This is a genomic window from Pelobium manganitolerans (assembly GCF_003609575.1).
Classification (GTDB): domain Bacteria; phylum Bacteroidota; class Bacteroidia; order Sphingobacteriales; family Sphingobacteriaceae; genus Pseudopedobacter; species Pseudopedobacter manganitolerans.
In genome coordinates this window covers 1-21,153 of the sequence record NZ_MBTA01000012.1, presented here as the reverse complement: position 1 = coordinate 21,153, position 21,153 = coordinate 1, and the positions used below count along the sequence as shown (strand labels likewise).

Annotated in this window: 12 protein-coding genes, 2 tRNA genes and 2 rRNA genes; 6 read left to right on the top strand and 10 right to left on the bottom strand. The window is 44.5% G+C overall.

What is annotated here, in order from left to right:
* Positions 1-61: 61 nt before the first annotated feature.
* The gene (locus tag BCY91_RS06660; RefSeq protein ID WP_120181190.1) at positions 62-991 is read right to left on the bottom strand and encodes a homoserine kinase; all 930 of its coding nucleotides are present in this window, start codon (positions 989-991) and stop codon (positions 62-64) included.
* A gap of 170 nt (positions 992-1,161) precedes the next feature.
* On the bottom strand, positions 1,162-3,615 hold the full coding sequence (gene thrA, locus BCY91_RS06655) for a bifunctional aspartate kinase/homoserine dehydrogenase I (protein WP_120181189.1): 2,454 nt from the start codon (positions 3,613-3,615) through the stop codon (positions 1,162-1,164).
* A 301-nt stretch (positions 3,616-3,916) separates the two neighbouring features.
* On the opposite strand from thrA, the gene BCY91_RS06650 reads away from it, so the two are divergent.
* Positions 3,917-6,190 (top strand): PAS domain S-box protein, encoded by a 2,274-nt coding sequence (locus BCY91_RS06650; protein WP_182995320.1) that lies wholly within the window; start codon positions 3,917-3,919, stop codon positions 6,188-6,190.
* A gap of 1 nt (position 6,191) precedes the next feature.
* On the opposite strand, the gene BCY91_RS06645 is transcribed toward BCY91_RS06650, so the two are convergent.
* The 3 genes from BCY91_RS06645 to rsfS form a co-directional block, all read right to left on the bottom strand.
* Entirely contained in the window at positions 6,192-6,836 is a 645-nt protein-coding gene (locus tag BCY91_RS06645; RefSeq protein ID WP_120181187.1) for a LutC/YkgG family protein, read from the bottom strand.
* 67 nt (positions 6,837-6,903) lie between these two features.
* Positions 6,904-8,994 carry an ATP-dependent zinc metalloprotease FtsH gene (gene ftsH / locus BCY91_RS06640; protein ID WP_120181186.1) on the bottom strand — a complete coding sequence of 697 codons (2,091 nt, stop codon included), beginning with the start codon at positions 8,992-8,994 and terminating at the stop codon, positions 6,904-6,906.
* A gap of 19 nt (positions 8,995-9,013) precedes the next feature.
* Entirely contained in the window at positions 9,014-9,388 is a 375-nt protein-coding gene (rsfS, locus tag BCY91_RS06635; RefSeq protein WP_120181185.1) for a ribosome silencing factor, read from the bottom strand.
* A gap of 47 nt (positions 9,389-9,435) precedes the next feature.
* On the opposite strand from rsfS, the gene BCY91_RS06630 reads away from it, so the two are divergent.
* From BCY91_RS06630 to pfkA, 3 genes are read left to right on the top strand one after another with little or no spacing between them, the layout of a single operon-like run.
* Entirely contained in the window at positions 9,436-10,212 is a 777-nt protein-coding gene (locus BCY91_RS06630; RefSeq protein WP_120181184.1) for a biotin--[acetyl-CoA-carboxylase] ligase, read from the top strand.
* Positions 10,213-10,221: 9 nt separating this feature from the next.
* Positions 10,222-12,291 carry a protein-disulfide reductase DsbD family protein gene (locus BCY91_RS06625; RefSeq protein WP_120181183.1) on the top strand — a complete coding sequence of 690 codons (2,070 nt, stop codon included), beginning with the start codon at positions 10,222-10,224 and terminating at the stop codon, positions 12,289-12,291.
* A 4-nt stretch (positions 12,292-12,295) separates the two neighbouring features.
* Positions 12,296-13,276 (top strand): 6-phosphofructokinase, encoded by a 981-nt coding sequence (gene pfkA / locus BCY91_RS06620; RefSeq protein ID WP_120181182.1) that lies wholly within the window; start codon positions 12,296-12,298, stop codon positions 13,274-13,276.
* 64 nt (positions 13,277-13,340) lie between these two features.
* Here the strand turns inward: pfkA and BCY91_RS06615 are convergent, their stop codons facing one another.
* A complete protein-coding gene (locus BCY91_RS06615; RefSeq protein WP_120181181.1) occupies positions 13,341-14,573 on the bottom strand; it encodes an ABC transporter permease in 1,233 nt (410 codons plus the stop codon).
* Positions 14,574-14,741: 168 nt separating this feature from the next.
* On the opposite strand from BCY91_RS06615, the gene BCY91_RS06610 reads away from it, so the two are divergent.
* Together BCY91_RS06610 and BCY91_RS06605 are read left to right on the top strand one after the other, a co-directional pair.
* Positions 14,742-16,970: an ATP-binding protein gene (locus BCY91_RS06610; RefSeq protein WP_120181180.1), complete on the top strand. Its 2,229-nt coding sequence runs from the start codon at positions 14,742-14,744 to the stop codon at positions 16,968-16,970.
* 2 nt (positions 16,971-16,972) lie between these two features.
* Complete coding sequence (locus tag BCY91_RS06605) at positions 16,973-17,374, top strand: response regulator (RefSeq protein ID WP_120181179.1); 402 nt, start codon at positions 16,973-16,975, stop codon at positions 17,372-17,374.
* Between the two features lie 324 nt (positions 17,375-17,698).
* On the opposite strand, the gene rrf is transcribed toward BCY91_RS06605, so the two are convergent.
* The 4 genes from rrf to BCY91_RS06585 all read right to left on the bottom strand — a co-directional run bounded on the left by rrf (position 17,699) and on the right by BCY91_RS06585 (position 21,086).
* Positions 17,699-17,810 (bottom strand): 5S ribosomal RNA (gene rrf, locus BCY91_RS06600).
* A 112-nt stretch (positions 17,811-17,922) separates the two neighbouring features.
* A 23S ribosomal RNA gene (locus tag BCY91_RS06595) occupies positions 17,923-20,818 on the bottom strand.
* 102 nt (positions 20,819-20,920) lie between these two features.
* Positions 20,921-20,994 (bottom strand) — tRNA-Ala (locus tag BCY91_RS06590).
* An 18-nt stretch (positions 20,995-21,012) separates the two neighbouring features.
* Positions 21,013-21,086 (bottom strand) — tRNA-Ile (locus BCY91_RS06585).
* Between the last annotated feature and the right edge of the window lie 67 nt (positions 21,087-21,153).

Here is a 21,153-nt window from a genome sequence, read left to right as displayed (position 1 = left end):
TTGTTAGTTAGTCCGCAGCGAATGAGAAATCGGTCAAACGGACAAACCAAAACCGAACAAACTAAATCACTGTCGGTCCAGTTTCGTTAATTTCTGATAAATAAATATTGCTTTTGATGCCTTTGTCGGCCAAATGTTTTTGAAGGCTGGTTAATACTTTTTGCGCGTCATCTACCGAATGGTAAAGCGAAAACACGGTTGGCCCCGATCCGGAAATACCGAAACCCAAAGCCCCGTTTTCCATGGCGTAAGCTTTCATATAATCAAATTCCGGAATTAAAATGGAACGGATAGGCTCCACAATAACATCTTTTAAACTCCGACCCAACAAACCGTAATCGTTGGTATACAGCGCACTCACTAAACCGGCTATGTTTCCCCACTGCGTTACTGCGTCTTTCAACAGCACTTTTGAGCGGATAATTTGCCTTGCGTCTCTGGTTGGCACGTCTACGTGCGGATATAACAAAGCACAAAACAGCTTAGGCACCGGCAGGGCAATTACCTCTAAAGGTTCGTAACTTTTGATCAGCGTAAAACCGCCAAAAAGCGCCGGAGCAACGTTATCCGCATGGCCGTGGCCACAAGCTAATGCCTCTCCCTCCATGGCAAAAGGCAAAAGTTCCATCTTGCTTAGCGGGCTGCCCAAAAGTTCATTAGCGGCAAACAACCCGGCTACGGCACTCGCCGAGCTGGAACCTAAACCGCTGCCCATCGGCATTTTTTTGGTCAATGAAATTTCTAAACCTACATCATCTCGGCGCAGGTGGCGCAACAAACTGATTACGCTGGCACTTACCGTGTTTTTTTGCGGATCTAAAGGCAGTTTACCTTCATCGCCTTCAATAGAAATAATGCGCACCCCCGGTTTTGTAGCGCTTTTCATCAATAGCTCGTCGCCAGGCTCATTTACGGCAAAACCTAAAATATCAAAGCCGCAAACCACATTGGCTACCGTTGCCGGGGCAAAAACTTTTATAGATTCTTTCATTTTTAATTGTGAATGATTGAATTTTGAAGGAGCGACTAGCTTTATCAAATGAAGAAGGAGTGAATTTTGAAGGATTGAATTTCTTTTGACTTTGTTCCTTACTCCTTGTTCTTTTATCCTTTGTCCTTATTCTTTACTCCTTCATCCTTACTCTTTACTCCTTGCTCCACCTACGCTTTAGCTCCCACCTTCACTAAATCTGCAAATACGCCTGCCGCCGTAACCGCTGCGCCCGCACCTGGCCCTTTTACTACCATTTGCGTTTCGTTATAACGCTCGGTGGTAAAGGCAATAATGTTATCACTGCCAGAAAGGCTGTAAAAAGGATGATCTGGCCCAACAGCCTGCATCCCAATGCTCACCTTGCCGTCCTCTAACTTGCCAATATAGCGCAATACCTGTCCGTTGCGTTCTGCGTCCTTTTTCAGCTGCTCAAAATACTCGTTATGGTTTTTCAGCTCCTGATAAAAAGCTTCAACGCTTGGTGCTTTCGCACAACTTTCGGGAATTATTGCGCCCAGCTCAACATCCGCAGCTTCTATTTGGAAACCGGCATTGCGCGCCAAAATTAACATTTTACGCATAAAATCTACCCCGCCTAAATCATCGCGAGGATCCGGCTCGGTATACCCTTTTTCTTGTGCCATTTTTACCACATCATGGAAATTGGCCTCGCCCTTAAAGTTGTTGAAAATGAAAGAAATGGTGCCAGATACAATCGCTTCTATGCGCGTAATTTTATCACCGCTGATAATCAAATCATTTAAAGTTTTGATAATCGGCAATCCCGCACCCACATTTGTTTCGTAATAAAAATCAACGCCGTGTTTTTGTGCCGTTTCTTTTAAATCGGCAAATACTGCATAAGCGCCAGAATTAGCAATTTTATTGCAGGTAACTACAGAAATATTGGCTTCAAAAGCCTCTTTGTAATATTGCGACGGCGTTGGGCTGGCTGTATTATCAACCATCACACAGTTAGGTAAGTTTAACGCTTTCATTGCCTCTACAAATTTTGGCAAATCTGCTTCAAGGTTTGATGCGTTTAAAGCCTGTTGATAATTATCTAAATCTATCCCCTCGGTATCAATCAACATTTTTCTGGTATTAATTAATCCCAATATTTTAATGTTGATGAGGTTGTTTTTGGCCAAATACTCTTTGTGCCCATTAATTTGGCTCAGCAATTCGCGGCCGATGTTTCCAACACCCACCACAAATACGTTTAAAGTCTTTTGTAGCTCTGCAAAAAACGCATCGTGCACGGCATTTAAAGCCTTTGTTAAATCGGAATGCGGGATAATTACCGAGATATTATATTCTGACGAACCTTGCGCTATGGCAACTACATTAACCCCGTTGCGTCCCAAAGCATTAAATAGTTTACCAGAAATACCCGGAGTCTTCTTCATGTTTTCGCCAACAATGGCCAGTACAGATAAATCTGTTTCTATGCTAACCGGCTCCAGCTTACCTGCCATCAGCTCCAGCTCAAACTCTAGTTCAATCAAAGCCTTTGCCTTGCGTGCATCGGCAGGGTTTACCGCAAATGTAATAGAGTGTTCTGAAGACGATTGTGTAATTAAAATTACGTTTACCTGCTCGCGCGATAGCAACGAGAACAAGCGCCCGCTAAAACCGGCCTTGCCTACCATACCGCTCCCCTGCACATTTAAAATGCTAATATCATCTACAGAAGAAATGCCCCTAATTACGGTTGAAGAACGTTTTAAGCCGTGGCGGATGTAAGTGCCTTCAAAGCCTGGCTCAAAAGTGTTTTTGATGACAATTGGGATGGCCTTTAAAAATGCCGGAACCATAGTAGGCGGGTAAATTACCTTGGCACCGAAGAAAGAAAGTTCCATAGCTTCGGTGTATGAAAGCTCATCCATTGAAAAAGCTTTTTTCACCCGGCGCGGGTCGGCAGTCATCATCCCGTTAACATCTGTCCAAATTTCTATCTGCGCTACGTTTAAAGCCGCACCGATAATGGCTGCGGTATAATCACTGCCACCGCGACCTAAAGTTGTAATCTGGTTAAGGTTGTTGCTGCCGATAAAGCCAGTGACAACCACCAGCTTGCCTTTTTGTGCGGTAAAATAATCATGCACTAGAAGGTTCGTCTGCTCGGTATCTACCTTAGCGTTGCCAAAAGCGCTGTCGGTTTTAATTATGGATGTAGCGTCTAAAAACTCGGTCTCTGCCCCGGTACTTTGTAAAATACGGCTTAGCATAAATGCAGAAGCCTTTTCGCCAAAGCTTAAAACGGCATCTTTAGTTTTAGGGCTTAATTCTTTTAAAGCCGCAACGCCGTTTAAAATATCCTCTAAAGCTTGGAAATACAGTTTTAATTTGGTGATTACATGGCTTTGTTGCTGCAAATCAACCAGTTCTTTCACTACGGTAAAATGGCGTTTCTCTAAAGCGGCCAGCTCGGCACTAAAATCCTCGCCTTCAATGGCGGCTTCTGCCATGCGCAACAACTGATTGGTTACACCACCCATGGCAGATACCACCACAATAATTTCTTCTTTTTGCGCCAGTTCTGCCTGTACCACCGCTGTTAAAGCTTTTAAAGCGTCTACGGAACCTACGGATGTTCCGCCAAATTTTAAGACTTTCATTTCGCTACATTAAAAAAAAACGCCTCCCGGAAATATCGGAAGGCGCAGAATATCATTTTTGTTAAAGCAGATACTACCTTCCCATACGCGAAAGCGTGGTGGTATATGTAGTAGATGTGCTTGTTAAATTCATTGTATAAAAATTAATAGGCCAAAGCTAAGCTTTCAAATTTTAATTGCAAATTTTTAATGGATATTTATCATTGAAACATCTACCTTTGAGAGGCATTATACAGGTCAAAAACATAAAAAGCGCTCAGTCCGCATGCACGAGTTAAACTTTCTATCATCACGCGGCGAAATGGGGCAGCTCATTCGCGATAAAGATTGGAGCAACAACCCTTTAGGCAAACCTGAAGATTGGCCTCAAAGTTTAAAAACATCCCTCAGTATCATCCTAAACTCCAAATTCCCTAAATTTTTGTTTTGGGGCGATGAGTTACGTTGTTTTTATAACGACGCATACCGTTCCAGCTTAGGCGTTAATGGAAAGCATCCGCACATCATAGGCGAAAAAGGAGAAGTAGCCTGGGCAGAAATTTGGGATATTATTAAGCCCATGATGGACCAAGTATTGCAAACCGGCGAAGCTACCTGGAGCGAAAACCAACTCATCCCCTTTTACAGAAACGGCCAAATTGAAGACATTTACTGGACTTTTAGCTACAGTCCAATTGTAGATGAGGACGGAAAAATTGCCGGCATATTTACATCATGCGTTGAAACCACCAAAGAAGTGTTAGCGCGTAAGGAGTTGGAGCGCCTAAACCAACGCTTCCACAACAATATTATGCATGCGCCTATAGCCGTGTGCGTTTTGGTTGGCGAAGATAAAGTGATAGACATTGCTAACCAGCGGATGTTGGAACTGTGGGGCAAAACGGCGGAAGAAGCTTTATATAAACCGGTATTTGAGGCATTGCCAGAAGTAAAAGGCCAAGGTTTAGAAGCTATTTTAGACGAGGTTTACACATCTGGAATAAAATTCGAAGCTAAAGAAAGATTGGTTACGCTTCCGCGCGATGGGAAAATGGAAGACTTCTTTATAGACTTTGTTTACGAACCGGTAAAAGACGTTTATAGCAACCAAGTTAATATTGTAGTTACCGCCACAGATATCACCTCATCTGTTTTAGCGCGGCAAAAGGTCCAAGAAAGCGAATCGAAACTTAATATTGTATTAAATGCCAGTGGCTTGGCCGTTTATGAATATGAATATAAAACCCAAAAGGTTACTTTTTCTGAACAATATTTAAGCATATTTGGCTTAAACCGCGGGGAAAACTTAACGCGTGCACATATTTTAACCATGATGCACCCAGATGATAAAGCCCAGCGTGATGAAGCGCATCGCCAGGTTTTTGAAACAGGAACGCTATATTATCAATCGCGCATTTTTAAAGCTGATGGAGAAGTAAGGTGGATTGAAGCGATGGGCAAGCTTTCTAGGGATGCCGACGGAAATCCGGAAAAGTTATTAGGAACGATTAAAGATATTACTGCCGAAAAAAACCATCAGCAAGCTTTACAGCAACGCGAGCAAACGTTTAGGCTTTTAGCCAATGAAATGCCACAATCTGTATGGACTGCCGACGCAAACGGACGCATAAATTACTTTAACAAAGCGTTTTACCGCTTCACAGGTTTAAGTGAGCGCATTTTAGAAGATGACAGCTGGCTATTGATGGTGCACCCAGATGACCGCGAAAATAGCGTGAAAATTTGGAATGCAGCTGTACAAACCGGTGAAGATTATGTAGCTGAACAGCGCTTTAGGCGTTACGATGGGGAATACGCCTGGCAGTTAAGCCGCGGTAAAGCCTTGAAAGATGTGCACGGAAATATCACCATGTGGGTAGGCACCAGTACCAACATCCAAGAAATTAAGGCGCTTGACGAGCAGAAAGACTATTTTATAAGTATGGCCAGCCACGAGCTGAAAACGCCAATTACCTCTATTAAAGGGTACACACAGCTACTTAGCCAAAAATATAAAAATAGCGACGATGCTTTTTTAAACAACGCTTTAAAAGTAATGCACAAACAGGTGGAAACCCTCACCACCTTAGTGGTTGATTTGCTGGATGTTTCAAAAATAAAGACAGGCCGCCTACAGCCCCGTAAATCGAAGTTTAATTTATCTAATTTAATTAATGAGGTAATAACAGAGATTAGCCACATCCACCCCAATAACAAAATCAACTACGTGGGCGAAACAAACGCTTCAGAAATTATTGCCGACGAGGAGGGGATTAGACAAGTTTTAGTGAATTTTTTAACCAACGCCGTTAAATACTCGCCCGAATCTTTAGACGTCATTATTGATCTGGATGTGAACGATAACGAAATCAGCGTTTCTGTCACCGATTTCGGAATTGGAATAAGCCATGCAAACCAAGCCCGTATATTTGAGCGCTTTTTTAGGGTAGAGGGCAAAAATGAAAAAACCTTTCCGGGATTTGGGATAGGACTATATATAGCTGCGGAAATTATCCGTAAACATAACGGGAACATCGGCGTTAGAAGCGAGATGGGGCAAGGCTCAACATTTTACTTTACTTTGCCTTTATTGTAGCTTACGCTAAATCATCCAACAAAAAAACAAAAAGTTCTTTTGGCCCGTGCGCGCCCAAAACCAAAGTTTTTTCGATATCCGCAGTGCGGCTAGGACCCGTAATTACAGATAACATGCTGGGTAAATTATTGCCGTACTTTTCTTTCAACAGATTAAAAGCGTTTTTTAAATCTAGCACCAGTTGCGATGCGTAGGCCACCACCACATGCTGGTGCGGGTAAATGCTTAAACGCCTGCCCGCAGCGTTGCCGTTGCTTACCAATACAGAACCGTTGCGCGCTATCAACGCTTCACATAAAGTAAAACCTACTTCGGCTTGCTCAAAATCTTTATCGGTAGCATAAAACGGATATCCGTAGGTTTGTAACAATTTTTGCAGAGCCGGTTCCCAGCAATAAATTTTGCGCCATTTGTGCTCTTCTGCCAGCTGTAAAACGTTCTCTATAAAATGAATTTCACTTTCGCAATACACAAAAACACCGTTTACTTTGCTCAACTCTTCGGCAAAAATCACCTCAAGCATTTCATCCGTTTCCGGATATAAAGGCATCTCCTCTAAATTAGGATAAGGATTCTCGCGTTTCTCTAAAAGCGCTTTCCTTATCTTTTTCAGAAGTTTTTCTTTAGGGGTGGTGTTATCCTGCATCAATTTTGGCGGTGTTTCTTAAATGCAAAACCGAGCGTTGTTTTTAGCAACGCTCGGTTCAATTATATTATTCTACCTCAGTAGAGGCGGTCTTTAATGGCTCGGTGCTATCGCCAACCGGTTCGGGATGGATGTTTTCTGCAATTATGCCCTGGTCGCCGCCTTCTTTACCGTTCACAAACTCATCGTAAGTGGTGCGGTTATCAAACGGGCGTTTACCTAAAATTTCTTCCAAATCGCTCTGGAATAAAATTTCTTTTTCCAGAAGTTTTACTGCTAAAGCTTCCAAACCCTCGCGTTTCTCGGTTAGCAGGTCTTTTGTCTTCTGATAAATGTTGGCAATTAAGGCCCTTACTTCTTCATCAATTAATTCGGCGGTACGGTCCGAGTAAGGCCTATTAAAACTATATTCATTGCCTTGATCGTTAAAAGAAACGTTGCCCACCTTTTCGCTCATACCGTACATGGTAATCATGGCATAAGCTAATTTGGTTATACGCTCCAAATCATTTTGTGCACCCGTAGAAATTTTGCCGAAAGTTAGGTCTTCTGCCACACGGCCGCCCATAGTCATACACATTCCATCTATCAGTTGCTCTGTGGTGTACAAGAATTGTTCTTTTGGTAAATACTGCGCGTAACCCAAAGCGGCGATACCGCGCGGTACAATACTTACCTTCACTAAAGGATCTGCATGTTCTAAAAACCAACCGGCAATGGCGTGGCCAGCCTCATGGTAAGCCACAATACGTTTTTCTTCCGGAGAGATAATTTTATTCTTTTTCTCTAAACCTCCAATTACACGGTCCACCGCGTCTTGGAAATCTTGCATATCCACCGCCTCTTTATCTCTGCGTGCCGCAATAAGCGCCGCCTCGTTGCACACGTTGGCAATTTCGGCTCCGGCAAATCCTGGCGTTTGCGCCGATAGCTTCTTAGGATCTACATCTTTTGCCAGCTTCAACGGCTGTAAGTGCACTTTAAAAATCTGCTCGCGCCCCACTAAATCTGGCTTATCAATAGAAATCTGACGGTCAAAACGGCCCGGTCTCAACAAAGCAGAATCCAACACATCCGGGCGGTTAGTTGCCGCCATGATGATAATTCCCGAGTCGGTACCAAAACCGTCCATCTCTACCAAAAGTTGGTTCAAAGTGTTTTCGCGCTCATCATTACCGCCAACCATGCTGTTTTTTCCTCTGGCGCGGCCAATGGCATCAATCTCGTCAATGAATATAATACAAGGTGCTTTTTCTTTGGCTTGCTTAAACAAATCGCGCACACGCGATGCACCTACCCCCACAAACATCTCCACAAAATCAGATCCGGAAAGCGAGAAGAAAGGCACTTGCGCTTCGCCGGCAACAGCTTTTGCCATTAAAGTTTTACCTGTCCCGGGCGAGCCAACCAATAATGCTCCTTTCGGGATTTTACCGCCCAAATTGGTGTATTTTTTAGGGTTTTTAAGGAAATCGACAATCTCCATTACTTCCTGTTTCGCTTCCTCAAGCCCCGCTACATCGCTAAATGTAATGCTCACCTGCGATTCTTTATCAAAAAGCGTAGCGCGTGATTTGCCGATGTTGAATATCTGCCCACCGGCACCACCACCTGCACCGCCACTCATCCGGCGCATGATAAATATCCATACCAATGCAAAAATTACGATAGGCACAATAAAGGACCAAAAAAGGGATGACAGCGGATTGCTACGGGACTCAAAACTCAATGGCACTTTGGCATCATCCGGAAAATCTTTTTGCGACGCGTTTAAACGTGCCTGTAACGATTCAAAAGAGCCATCGGTAAAATAATATTGCGGACTTGAGCCAGAAATAGAGAAATTATTCCGGTTTTTTAGGTCTTTATACTTATCCTCGTTAAGCTTATCTTTTTTAATATAAACCTCGGCAACTACCAAATCCTCTTGCTTATAGGCTATCAGTTTTTCCACGTCGCCCGGTTTCAACATGTCGCTTTCAAACTTTTGGTAAGTAATTAAACGAGCGTTGTTGCTGCTCATGAAAAACTGCACGCCCAAAATGGCTAAAATAATCACACCATAAATCCACATGATGTTGAATTTTGGCGGTTTAGGCATCATCTTCTTCGACGGAACCTTTTTTAACGGTCTTTTATTATTTGTATTTTCTTTCATTATCTTTCTTTAAAAAGCGTTAAGCGCTTTTATAATGTTCAAACTCGGCATCGCCCCACAAATCTTCAATTCCGTAAAATTGGCGTTTGTCGGTTTTAAAAATGTGCACTACCACATCCAAATAATCCAATAATACCCATTCTGCATGTTGCAAACCTTCCTTTCTGAAAGGATATTGGCCTGTGGCTTTATAAACTTCTTCCTCTACGCTATCGGCAATAGCTTTTATTTGCGTTGACGATTCAGCATGGCATACCACAAAATAATCAGCAACAGAGCTGTGGATATTTCTCAAATCTAATCTAACAATGTCGTTTCCTTTTTTTTCCTGAATGCCGTGAATTACAGCTTCGGAGAGGTTGGTGGATTGAGAGGTGGCTTTACTTTTTACCATCAAAAAATTTTAGTTTTGGCTTTTTATATTTTTAATCTAATTACAGATTGCAAAATAACATATTTTTAACACTATTTGTTGGACAAAGTTTGGTAAAATTATCGTCTGTAAACTCTACCAACACTTATCTGAAGAATCAGCTTTCAAATTCCACGCCACCGGCAGAGGGTACTGTAATAATGGCAGACCATCAGTTTGCCGGCAGAGGGCAGCAAGGCAATAGCTGGGATAGCGAAGCCGGAAAAAACCTAACTTTCAGCATCCTTTTTTTTCCTGATTTTTTAAAAATATCGCAACAATTTCTGTTAAATATTGCTGTTTCTTTGGGTATTAACGATTGTTTAGCACGGATTATTGGCAAGCAATGCAAAATAAAGTGGCCAAACGATATTTATTACCAGGAACAAAAACTAGGCGGTATTTTAATCGAGAACGGTTTAAGCGGCGCCAATTTAAAGTGGAGTATTGTGGGGATTGGTTTAAACGTAAACCAGCAAAATTTTAACGGCAACAATGGCAGGGCCAGCTCTATATCGAAAATCTTACACCAAAATTATGAGCTTCCTGAATTATTGGGGCAACTTTGTAAAGATATAGAACGCAGATATTTGCAGCTAAAGGCTGGCAACCAAGAACTTTTAAAAGCCGAATACCAAGAACGCTTATTCGGTTTAAACCAAAAGCGATACTTTAAGGTTGCCAACCAGCAAGTGGAGGGCGAAATTTTAGGTGTGGACAACGATGGCTGCTTATTACTTTCGCAAAACGGTAAGCTAGCCAAATACGCGTTAAAAGAAATCGCTTTTATTTTTGATGAACAATAAACCCAAAGCATGAAGAAGCTTACAGCCTTTTTGGCATTCCTTATTTTAATAATAAGTGCCCAAGCCCAGATTTTGAAACCCGTGAAATGGAGTTTCGGCGCAGAAACCTTGAATGAGAAAGAAGCCAATTTGGTAATTACCGCCAAAATTGATGCAGGGTGGCATGTGTACGCACAAAATATTGGAGAAGGCGGTCCCATACCTACAAGCTTCAGCTTTACCAAAAGCCCCGATTTTACTTTAGTTGGCAAAACCAGCGAAAGCCCCAAACCTGTTTCGGCTTTTGACCCTAACTTTAACATGCAGATTTCCTGGCATGAGAACAGCGCGGTTTTTAAACAAAAAATTAAGCTAAACAAGGCAGAAACCACCGTTAAAGGCACTTTAGAGTTTATGGTTTGTAACGATGAACAGTGCTTACCGCCCGAAGAAGTAGCGTTTTCCATAAATGTAAAAGCGGGTGCAAGCGCACAACAAAGCAGCCCGGAAAAAGCAAGTTCCGCAACGCCGGCCGCTGGCGCGGCCAATCCAGATACCGCTTTGGCACAAACTACTGCTCCAGTTACCTTAACAGATTCATCATCCAAAACAGATACCTTAACAAAACAGTATGAAAAACCTGTTGTTGAGCTAGCATCCACAGAAGAGCAATCACTTTGGGCCATATTTTTAGCCGGCTTAATCGGCGGTGTTTTGGCTTTATTGATGCCCTGTATATTTCCGATGTTGCCTTTGACCGTGAGTTTTTTCACCAAAAAAGCAGGCAGTAAGGCAGAAGCCATCCGCAAGGCCAGTCTTTATGGTTTCTTTATCATCTTAATATATGTATGCTTGGGCATGGGCGTTACGTTAGCCTTTGGGTCCGATGCTTTAAACGAGCTGGCGAGCAATGGTGTGTTTAACTTTCTGTTTTTCTTGTTGCTGGTGGTTTTTGCCATATCTTTCTTCGGCGCTTTTGAAATTACTTTACCCAGCGCTTGGGCCAATAATGTAGATCAAAAATCGAATACGAAAGGGCTAGGCGGATTGTTTTTCATGGCATTTGCTTTGGCTTTGGTTTCCTTCTCGTGTACGGGCCCAATTATAGGCACTTTATTGGTGCAAGCCGCCAGCATGGGGCAGTACATGGGCCCTGCAGTTGGTATGTTAGGTTTCTCCTTAGCTTTGGCCATTCCTTTTACACTTTTTGCCGCGTTTCCGTCCCTACTTAAATCTTTACCAAAATCTGGCGGATGGCTTAACAGCGTGAAGGTTTCTTTAGGATTTATTGAACTGGCTTTGGCGCTCAAGTTTTTATCAAACGTAGATTTGGCTTACCACTGGGAGTTTTTTGACCGTGAGATATTTTTAGTGCTGTGGATTGTGATTTTTGCGCTATTGGGCTTTTATCTGTTGGGCAAATTGCAGTTTTCGCACGATAGTAAACTGGACTTTATTAGCGTTCCACGTTTGTTTTTAGCCATTATTTCTTTTGCTTTTACCTTATACATGGTTCCAGGTTTATGGGGCGCGCCGTTAAAAGCAATTAGCGCGTGGCTACCTCCACAAACTACCCAAGATTTTGATTTATACACGAATACTTTATCTTCGCCAAATATTGAGCAAGAGCAGCTTAACAAAAAGTACAGCGGACTATTTAAAGCGCCTTATGGCTTAAACGCTTTTTTTGATTATGAGGAAGGTTTAGCTTACGCCAAAAAACAAAATAAGCCGGTTTTATTAGATTTCACTGGCCACAGTTGCGTAAACTGCCGTAAAATGGAAGCCTCTGTTTGGAGCGATCCGGAAGTGCTAAAAAGATTGCGGAACGATTATGTGCTGATTTCACTTTACGTGGACGATAAAACAGAACTTCCGGAAAACGAACAGCACCTATCAGAATACTCGGGCAAAAAAATTAAAACCATTGGCAACAAGTGGAGCGATTTGCAGGCCTCGGTGTTTAAAACCAATTCGCAACCTTATTATGTGTTGCTAAATGGGGACGGCCAAGTTTTAACAGCGCCAGAGGCTTTTAATTTAGATGTAAAAAACTACGTTGACTTTTTGGATCGCGGACTTGCGGTATTCAAAAAATAAAAACATGAGCGAAATAAAAAAAATTGGGGTTTTTACCTCTGGTGGCGACTCGCCCGGCATGAACGCCGCTATCCGTGCGGTTGTGCGCTCGGCCTTGTATTATAATTTAGAAGTTGTAGGCATACGCCGAGGTTATGAAGGGATGATTTTAGGAGAATTTATTCCGATGGACCGTAAATCTGTAGGCAACATTATCCAACGCGGGGGCACGGTTTTAAGAACGGCCAGAAGCCCAGAATTCCGCACCAAAGAAGGTCGCCAAGAAGCATACAAACAACTTAAAGCGCAAAATATTGATGCTTTGGTAGCCATTGGTGGCGATGGTACTTTTACCGGCGCTAAGATTTTCGGTGAAGAATTTGATTTCCCCATCTTAGGCTTGCCTGGCACCATTGACAATGATTTGTTTGGCACCGATTTTACCATCGGTTACGATACCTCAATTAATAATGTGGTTGAAGCTATCGATAGAATTAGAGATACCGCAGAATCGCACTCGCGTTTGTTTGTGGTAGAAGTAATGGGCAGGGATTGCGGTTTAATTGCCTTAAGAAGCGGTATTGGCGTTGGCGCCGAGTCTATCTTTATCCCCGAAACCAAAACCGATATGGAAGCCGTGATGCACCGTTTAGAGATTGGCCGTCAAGATAAAATGTCGAAAATTTTGATTGTGGCAGAGGGCGAAGGCGAATCTGGCGGAGCAATGGAGATATCTGAAAAATTGAAAAAACGTTTTCCGCATTACGATATCCGGGTTTCTATTTTAGGCCACATCCAGCGAGGAGGCAAACCTACCTGCATGGATAGGGTTTTGGCCAGCCGATTGGGTGTTGCCGCGGTAGAAAGTTTAATGGAAGGTCGCAGAAATGAAATGGTGGGTTTACTAAACGGCAAAATTGCTTTTACACCGTTTGACCACGCCATAAAACACCACGTAGAGATCAATAAAGATTTGTTTAAGATAGTTGATATTTTGTCGCTTTAAACTTTAAAGTAAATTTTTTTAGAAAACCTTGCCGATTTGGCGAGGTTTTTTATATGTAAAGCGCCTACTCATACCTCAAAGCCTCTACCGGATCCAGTTTGGAGGCTTTAGATGCAGGAATAATCCCGGATATTAAGCCCGTAGTGATACACGCTATCAATCCTATAAAAATCCATAACCATGGGATTAGGAAAGAAGCGCCCATAGCCATTGCCAGCAAATTGCCCATCACAATGCCTAATAAAATACCCACAAAACCTCCCAATAGACAAATCACAATGGCCTCGTACAAAAACTGCTTCCTAATTAGCGATGGGTTAGCCCCTATCGCTTTGCGGACGCCTATTTCGCGCGTACGCTCGGTTACAGAAACCATCATAATATTCATTAATGCAATGGCTGCGCCAATCAGGGTAATTAAGCCAATGGCTACGCCCGCCACCTGTACAAACTTCAGGTTGCTAATTAACGTTTCTGCAATCGCATCGCTCTTGGTAATCTCGAAATTATTCTCTTCTTGTGCGCTCAAGTTCCGCACTTTGCGCATCAAAGCGGTGGCTTCGCCGGTTGCATAGTCCATTAAAGTAGGGTCGTTTACCATTACAGATATTGTATAAGTGGGGTTGCTGCTGGTCATAACCTGGCGGCCCCGCACAATCGGAATTACGCAAACTTTATCTCCGCCAAAGCCCATGCTGGATCCCTTGGGCGCAAAAACGCCTATCACCCTAAACTTATTGGTACCTATAATAATTACCTTATTAATAGCGCTTGAGGTTTTAAAAAACTTCTGTTTAATCTCGTCACCTATAATCACCACACTTGCGCCAAATTCCATTTCATTATTAGAAAAGTTTCTTCCCTCAGCCAGCTTATAGCCTCCGGTTGCAGCATAAGCCGCATCGGCACCTAAAACCGAAATGTTCGGATTGGTTTTCTCATTCTGATATTTTACTGTGGCCGCAAAAGAAGCAAAAGTATTTACAGATACCGTTGCTGATAAGTCAAACCGCTCTTTAAAGTCCATCGCCTGTTGGTAGGTAATTACCGGCCATCTTTTCGGCCGGTTTCCCTGCCCTCCAATTCTAATACCTGTGCCACGGTTACGAATAGTGAAAGAATTGGCGCCCATACTGGCAAAAGTGTTATTTAGCGAGCCTTTAATGGCGTCAATAGAAGTTAAAATCCCAACCAAGGCCATTAGCCCAATAGCAATAATTAAGGCCGTTAAAAAGGCACGTAACTTATTGCTACTGATAGATTGTAGCGCTACTTTTATATTTTCTACGTTATCCATTCAAACAATTTCGGAAGACAGTTTATCAATTAGAGGTTTTCGGCACGCTTTTGTTACAAGATATTTTGGCCAGCATAAAATTAGAATTTCCGGGCTAACTGAACGGTTTGTAACAAAACAATCTCACAAAAAACAAATTTATTCATTCTTAAATTCTTACTTTGCTTAATGCTAAAAAATTCGCCCGTCCAAACTTACACTCCTCCTAATTTATCTAATTGCGAAAAAGAACCCATCCATATTATTGGGCATATACAGCCGCATGGAGAACTTTTGGCAATTGATGCCACAAACTTCGAGGTTTTGTATATCAGTGAAAACTTAAAATCTAAATATGATATAGATTTCAAGCAGAAAATTTCCCTGGGCGACTTAGCGTCAGAAAACGTTATTGATATTGTTAAAGTAGGCTTAAGAAGTGGCGATTTTGCGACAATTAACGGCACCAAGGTCGATTTTTTAAACCGGCAGATGCAAATTATCATCAACAAACAAGCAAATGTTTGCACCCTAGAATTTGAACCCGCCGAAACCCTACTGCCCGAGAACGAATTGCATTTAATTATGGGCAAAGCACTGGCTAGGATACAAAGCAGTGGCTCTTTTCAAGACTTATTATGGCAAACGGTAACCGAAATCAGAAATATTACCGGTTACGATAGGGTAATGATATACCAGTTTAAACAAAACTGGGACGGTAAAGTGGTTGCCGAGTCCAAGCGGGCTGATTTAGAGTCTATGATGGACTTGCATTTTCCCGCCTCTGATATTCCGGCACAGGCCCGGCAATTATTTAAGCTAAACCAGGTGCGTATTATTTTGGATGTAGACGCTAATAATCAGCCAATTTACAACATCCACGAAAACAACATTCCTTTAGATTTAACGCACAGTACCCTAAGGTCATCAAGCCCAATACATCTAGAGTATTTGCGGAATATGGGTGTACAAGCGTCCTTAACTATCTCTATTATTTATAAAGGGCAGCTTTGGGGCATGTTTACCTGCCATCATTACACACCAAAATACATCAGCTACTCGTTCAGAAATACTTGTAAATTCATTGGCAGCCTATTTTCCTCGGCGATAGAATTCAAACAAGATGCACGTGAAAAAGAGCTTTTGGAGCGTTACTACCGTAACGAGAGCGACTTAGTGAAAAACGTGATGAACGGGTGGGACATTCTTCGCGGACTTACGCAGTTTGATACGAAGCTGACAGACATCAATGAAGCACACGGAGCGGCGATTTGCTTTGAAAACCAGTTTTACAGCGTAGGCATTAGCCCCTCGCAAACAGAAATTTCCGAAATTGCCGATCGCGTACGAGATTTACAGGCAGATTCTTTATATATCACGCAGCACTTACCCAAAATACATCCACCTGCTAAAAGCTACGCAAAAAAAGCGTGCGGAATCTTGATGATTGGCTTGTCTCAGAGTATGAACGATTTTATCATCTGGTTTAAACCAGAGCAATCCCAAACCATACACTGGGGTGGCAATCCTGAGAAGGCCCATGAATGGGATGGGGATAAACAACGCATAAACCCGCGCAAAAGTTTTGAAAAATTCACCACCTTATCACAACATACTTCTTTAGAGTGGAGCGATAACGAGGTTGCGGCCGCGCTAAAACTGCGTGAGGATCTGAATAGCATCTTAATTAATAAAACCAACGAAATACGCGCATTAAATGCCGAATTGAAAACCGCATACGAATATCTAGACACCTTTAGTTATACCGTTTCTCACGATTTAAAGACTCCTCTATCCTCCATAAAAGGTTATGCCGAAATATTAATGCGATACCACCGGCATAAAATTGATGATGATATGGCACGTTCCCTCAACCAAATCATCGTTAATACAGATAAGATGAAAGACTTGATACAAGATGTGTTGAATTATTCAAAAATTGGCCGCGTAGAAAAAGAACTTGCTTACGTAGCGACCGGAAATATTATAAGCGAACTTGTTGAAAACATCAAAATAGGAAACCAAGATAAAAACATCAATTTTTCCATGGGTGCGCTGCCAGATGTGCAGGCCGAGCGGACTATGCTATACCAGGTTTTCAACAATTTAATGAGCAATGCCGTTAAATACAGCAAACCTAACGTAACGGTAGATGTGGCAATAAAAGGCATAGAAACAGATCATGAGGTTACCTATTCTGTAACTGATAACGGCAAAGGCTTCGATATGAAAAACGCCGACCGGGTTTTTGAACTTTTTAAGCGCTTGGATGACGTTAATCATATCGAAGGCACCGGTTTGGGTTTAGCTATCGTAAAACGCATTATTACGCTCCATAAAGGTAAAATATGGGTCGAAAGTTTACCCGGCGTGGGCAGTACTTTTTATTTTAGTTTGCCAAAACATTATTATAATTAACGATGAAAAGGATTTTATTAGTCGAGGACAATCCGGACTATCAGCTTTTTTTTAAGCTTAAATTTGACGAGCTAGCCCTGGACGCCAAGTTGCTCACATTTTCTGATGGTTTTTCCTTTTTGACTCACCTAGCAGAAGAAGCTTGCCTACCTAGCGTTATCCTATTAGATTTGGACCTCCCCGGCATATCTGGGTTCGATATTTTAGAGCGCCTTAAAATCGACCCAAAACTAAAAAAAATACCCGTGGTCATCTTAAGTTCCAGCGAATGCAAACCTGATATCGAAAAAAGCTACCAGCTTAACGCAAACAGCTATGTAGTAAAACCTATAGGTTTAGAAGCAACCGGCGATTTTATTAATTACGTGCATAAATATTGGCTAAATTTTAACCAAGTAGCTTAAAGCAAAAACCAAAAAATGATTTTAAACCCTCAAAGGCTCCATGCTTTTGGGGGTTTTCTTTTTGGCTGTGGCCGATGTTGAACGCGCTAACAGAACGGAAGTTTACAACTATTTATCCGGCTTCCGCCGAATGGCGCTCATACGATAGAATAAGCACCTGTTTCGCCACTTACTACCCCAGCGACCGGCAGATGGATAATCTTCCGTGGCCTCTGTAACTGGGCGTCCATGCACGAGCATCCCTAGACATCGGCTTTGAGGTTCCACCGCAAATCAAAGTCACAAAAAAAGCCCCCTCCCGTTCGGGGAGGGGGCTCGTAAAAGATCCGGCACCGACCTACTCTCCCACGTTTTACCGCAGTACCATCGGCTCTGGCGGGCTTAACTTCTCTGTTCGGAATGGGAAGAGGTGGACACCGCCGATATAGGCACCTGAATTTCTTCAGAAGGAAAGCATTTAAGCTTCCCGTTTTGTTTCTTTAAATATCTTGACATAAGACCGGAAGAAAAAGCCGCCCAGATGGCGGTGGAGCGCAACGTATGTTATCTGCTGAAAGTATCGGGCAATTAGTACCTGCTCGGCTTTGCTGTCGCCAGCTTTACACCTGCGGCCTATCGACCCCGTAGTCTACGGGGGCCCTCTATGGAGATCTCATCTTGTGGCCAGTTTCGCGCTTAGATGCTTTCAGCGCTTATCTGATCCCGGCATAGCTACTCTGCAGTGCCCCTGGCGGGACAACAGATTCACCAGCGGCCGGTCCAGCCCGGTCCTCTCGTACTAAGGCCAGCCCCACTCAGATCTCCGGCGCCCACAACAGATAGGGACCGAACTGTCTCGCGACGTTCTGAACCCAGCTCGCGTGCCACTTTAATCGGCGAACAGCCGAACCCTTGGGACCTTCTCCAGCCCCAGGATGTGACGAGCCGACATCGAGGTGCCAAACCTCCCCGTCGATATGAGCTCTTGGGGGAGATCAGCCTGTTATCCCCAGAGTACCTTTTATCCTTTGAGCGATGGCCCTTCCATGCAGAACCACCGGATCACTATATCCGTCTTTCGACCCTGCTCGGCTTGTAGGCCCCACAGTCAAGCATGCTTATGCTATTGCACTCCCCGTACGGTTACCAAGCGTACTGAGCATACCTTTGAAAGCCTCCGTTACACTTTTGGAGGCGACCACCCCAGTCAAACTACCCGTCAAACAGTGTCCCCCGCTAAGCGGGGTTAGACACCGGACACAGAAAGGGCGGTATTTCAAGGGCGATTCCGAGGCCCCTGGCGAGGCCCCTTCGACATCTCCCGCCTATCCTACACATCCTGTGCCCAGTGGCAATGTTAAACTGTAGTGAAGGTTCATGGGGTCTTTCCGTCCCGTTGCGGGTACCCGGCGTCTTCACCGGGACCACAATTTCACCGAGCTCATGGCCGAGACAGCGCCCAGATCGTTACACCATTCGTGCAGGTCGGAACTTACCCGACAAGGAATTTCGCTACCTTAGGACCGTTATAGTTACGGCCGCCGTTTACCGGGGCTTCGATTCAATGCTTCTCCCGACAAGTGTCGGGATGACATCCCCTCTTAACCTTCCGGCACCGGGCAGGTGTCAGGCCTTATACTTCATCTTCCGATTTCGCAAAGCCATATGTTTTTGTTAAACAGTCGCCTGGGCCTTTTCACTGCGGCTCGGGTCGCCCCGAGCGCCCCTTCTCCCGAAGTTACAGGGCCATTTTGCCGAGTTCCTTAGCCATGATTCACTCGAGCACCTTAGGATCCTCTCCTCGACTACCTGTGTCGGTTTGCGGTACGGGCCTCCATAGCCTGGAGCTTAGCGGGTTTTCTTGGGAGTATGGTTACCTGCGCTGTCCGCTCCCCCGGGGGGTCGCGGTACTGTCGGGCTTCGGCACTCCGCCCGGACTTACCTGGGCGGCGTATACCTACGCCCTTCAACGTGCTATTCCGTCAGCACGCGGCAGTGTCACTGCTCCGTCGCCGCATCGCAGCTATAGAGGGTACGGGAATGTTGACCCGTTGTCCATCGGAATCCCCGTTCGGGTTATCCTTAGGCCCCGACTGACCCTGATCCGATTAGCGTTGATCAGGAAACCTCAGTCTTTCGGTGGGCGGGTTTCTCTCCCGCCTTATCGTTACTTATGCCTACATTTGCTTTTCCGTAAGGTCCAGGAAAGGTCGCCCCTTCCATTCGCCCCCTACGGAATGCTCCCCTACCATCCCGCCTTAAAGCGGGATCCAGGGCTTCGGTATACTGTTTGATGCCCGTTCATTATCCATGCCCGGCCGCTCGACTAGTGAGCTGTTACGCACTCTTTAAATGAATGGCTGCTTCCAAGCCAACATCCTAGCTGTCTGTGCAGCCGGACCCCGTTAGTCCAACTTAACAGTAATTTGGGGACCTTAGCCGCTGGTCTGGGTTCTTTCCCTCTCGGCGCGGGACCTTAGCACCCCGCGCCTCACTGCCGGCAATATTTCTATAGCATTCGGAGTTCGTCTGGATTTGGTAGGATTTGACTCCCCCGCACCCAATCGGTAGCTCTACCTCTATGAAACTCTCATGCCGACGCTGTTCCTAAAAACATTTCGGGGAGTACGAGCTATTTCCCAGTTTGATTGGCCTTTCACCCCTACCCACAGCTCATCCGGAAACTTTTCAACGTTTATCGGTTCGGTCCTCCAGTACCTGTTACGGCACCTTCAACCTGGCCATGGGTAGATCACAAGGTTTCGCGTCTGCCCCCTCTGACTCTGCGCCCTGTTCAGACTCGCTTTCGCTTCGGCTCCGCTCCTTAAAAGCTTAACCTTGCCAGAGAGGAGCAACTCGTAGGCTCATTATGCAAAAGGCACGCCGTCACCCCGCCAAAAGGCGGGGCTCCGACCGCTTGTAGGCACACGGTTTCAGGTTCTATTTCACTCCCCTGTCCGGGGTTCTTTTCACCTTTCCCTCACGGTACTGGTCCACTATCGGTCTCTCAGGAGTATTTAGCCTTGGCGGATGGTGCCGCCGGGTTCCCACAGGGCGTCTCCGACCCCGCGGTACTCAGGATCCTGCTGGGCCATTATCGCTTGCGTGTACGAGGCTATCACTCTGTACCGCCGGGCTTCCCATCCCGTTCCACTTCGCTTTAATGTAACCCTGTCGCAGTCCTACAACCCCGCACGTGCCGTGACACGTGCGGTTTGGGCTTCTTCCGTTTCGCTCGCCACTACTCCGGAAATCACTGTTGTTTTCTTCTCCTCCGCTTACTTAGATGTTTCAGTTCAGCGGGTTCGCGCTTGTGCAACATACCTTCAGTATGTTAGGTTACCCCATTCGGAAATCCGCGGATCAAACCGTATGTGCCGGTCCCCGCAGCTTATCGCAGCTTATCGCGTCCTTCATCGCCTCTGAGAGCCTAGGCATCCCCCGTGTGCCCTTATTTACTTTCTCTTTGTTGATAGATCGCTCTATCTGTTGCTCTCGCCGTCTTCTGTACGGCTTCTTCTTCCAGTATGTCAAAGAACTTTGTCCCCGGCGTCGCGCCGGGAAAAGTGGAGAATAACGGATTCGAACCGTTGACCCCCTGCGTGCAAGGCAGGTGCTCTAGCCAGCTGAGCTAATCCCCCAAGATAAGACGCTTCTCGTAGTCCCGAGCAGATTTGAACTGCTGACCCCTACATTATCAGTGTAGTGCTCTGACCAACTGAGCTACGGGACTCTTTTACCCCCTGCCAGCGGACAGCGCCACCGATCTCACATCTCTCCGGGTGTCTTCCTTATCCTTC

What these genes read in the sequence shown, in the direction of transcription:
- BCY91_RS06660 (WP_120181190.1), bottom strand. Translation starts at nt 991, where the DNA reads ATGAAAGAATCTATAAAAGTTTTTGCCCCGGCAACGGTAGCCAATGTG.
- thrA (WP_120181189.1), bottom strand. Translation starts at nt 3,615, where the DNA reads ATGAAAGTCTTAAAATTTGGCGGAACATCCGTAGGTTCCGTAGACGCT.
- BCY91_RS06650 (WP_182995320.1), top strand. Translation starts at nt 3,917, where the DNA reads ATGGGGCAGCTCATTCGCGATAAAGATTGGAGCAACAACCCTTTAGGC.
- BCY91_RS06645 (WP_120181187.1), bottom strand. Translation starts at nt 6,836, where the DNA reads ATGCAGGATAACACCACCCCTAAAGAAAAACTTCTGAAAAAGATAAGG.
- ftsH (WP_120181186.1), bottom strand. Translation starts at nt 8,994, where the DNA reads ATGAAAGAAAATACAAATAATAAAAGACCGTTAAAAAAGGTTCCGTCG.
- rsfS (WP_120181185.1), bottom strand. Translation starts at nt 9,388, where the DNA reads ATGGTAAAAAGTAAAGCCACCTCTCAATCCACCAACCTCTCCGAAGCT.
- BCY91_RS06625 (WP_120181183.1), top strand. Translation starts at nt 10,222, where the DNA reads ATGAAGAAGCTTACAGCCTTTTTGGCATTCCTTATTTTAATAATAAGT.
- pfkA (WP_120181182.1), top strand. Translation starts at nt 12,296, where the DNA reads ATGAGCGAAATAAAAAAAATTGGGGTTTTTACCTCTGGTGGCGACTCG.
- BCY91_RS06615 (WP_120181181.1), bottom strand. Translation starts at nt 14,573, where the DNA reads ATGGATAACGTAGAAAATATAAAAGTAGCGCTACAATCTATCAGTAGC.
- BCY91_RS06610 (WP_120181180.1), top strand. Translation starts at nt 14,742, where the DNA reads ATGCTAAAAAATTCGCCCGTCCAAACTTACACTCCTCCTAATTTATCT.
- BCY91_RS06605 (WP_120181179.1), top strand. Translation starts at nt 16,973, where the DNA reads ATGAAAAGGATTTTATTAGTCGAGGACAATCCGGACTATCAGCTTTTT.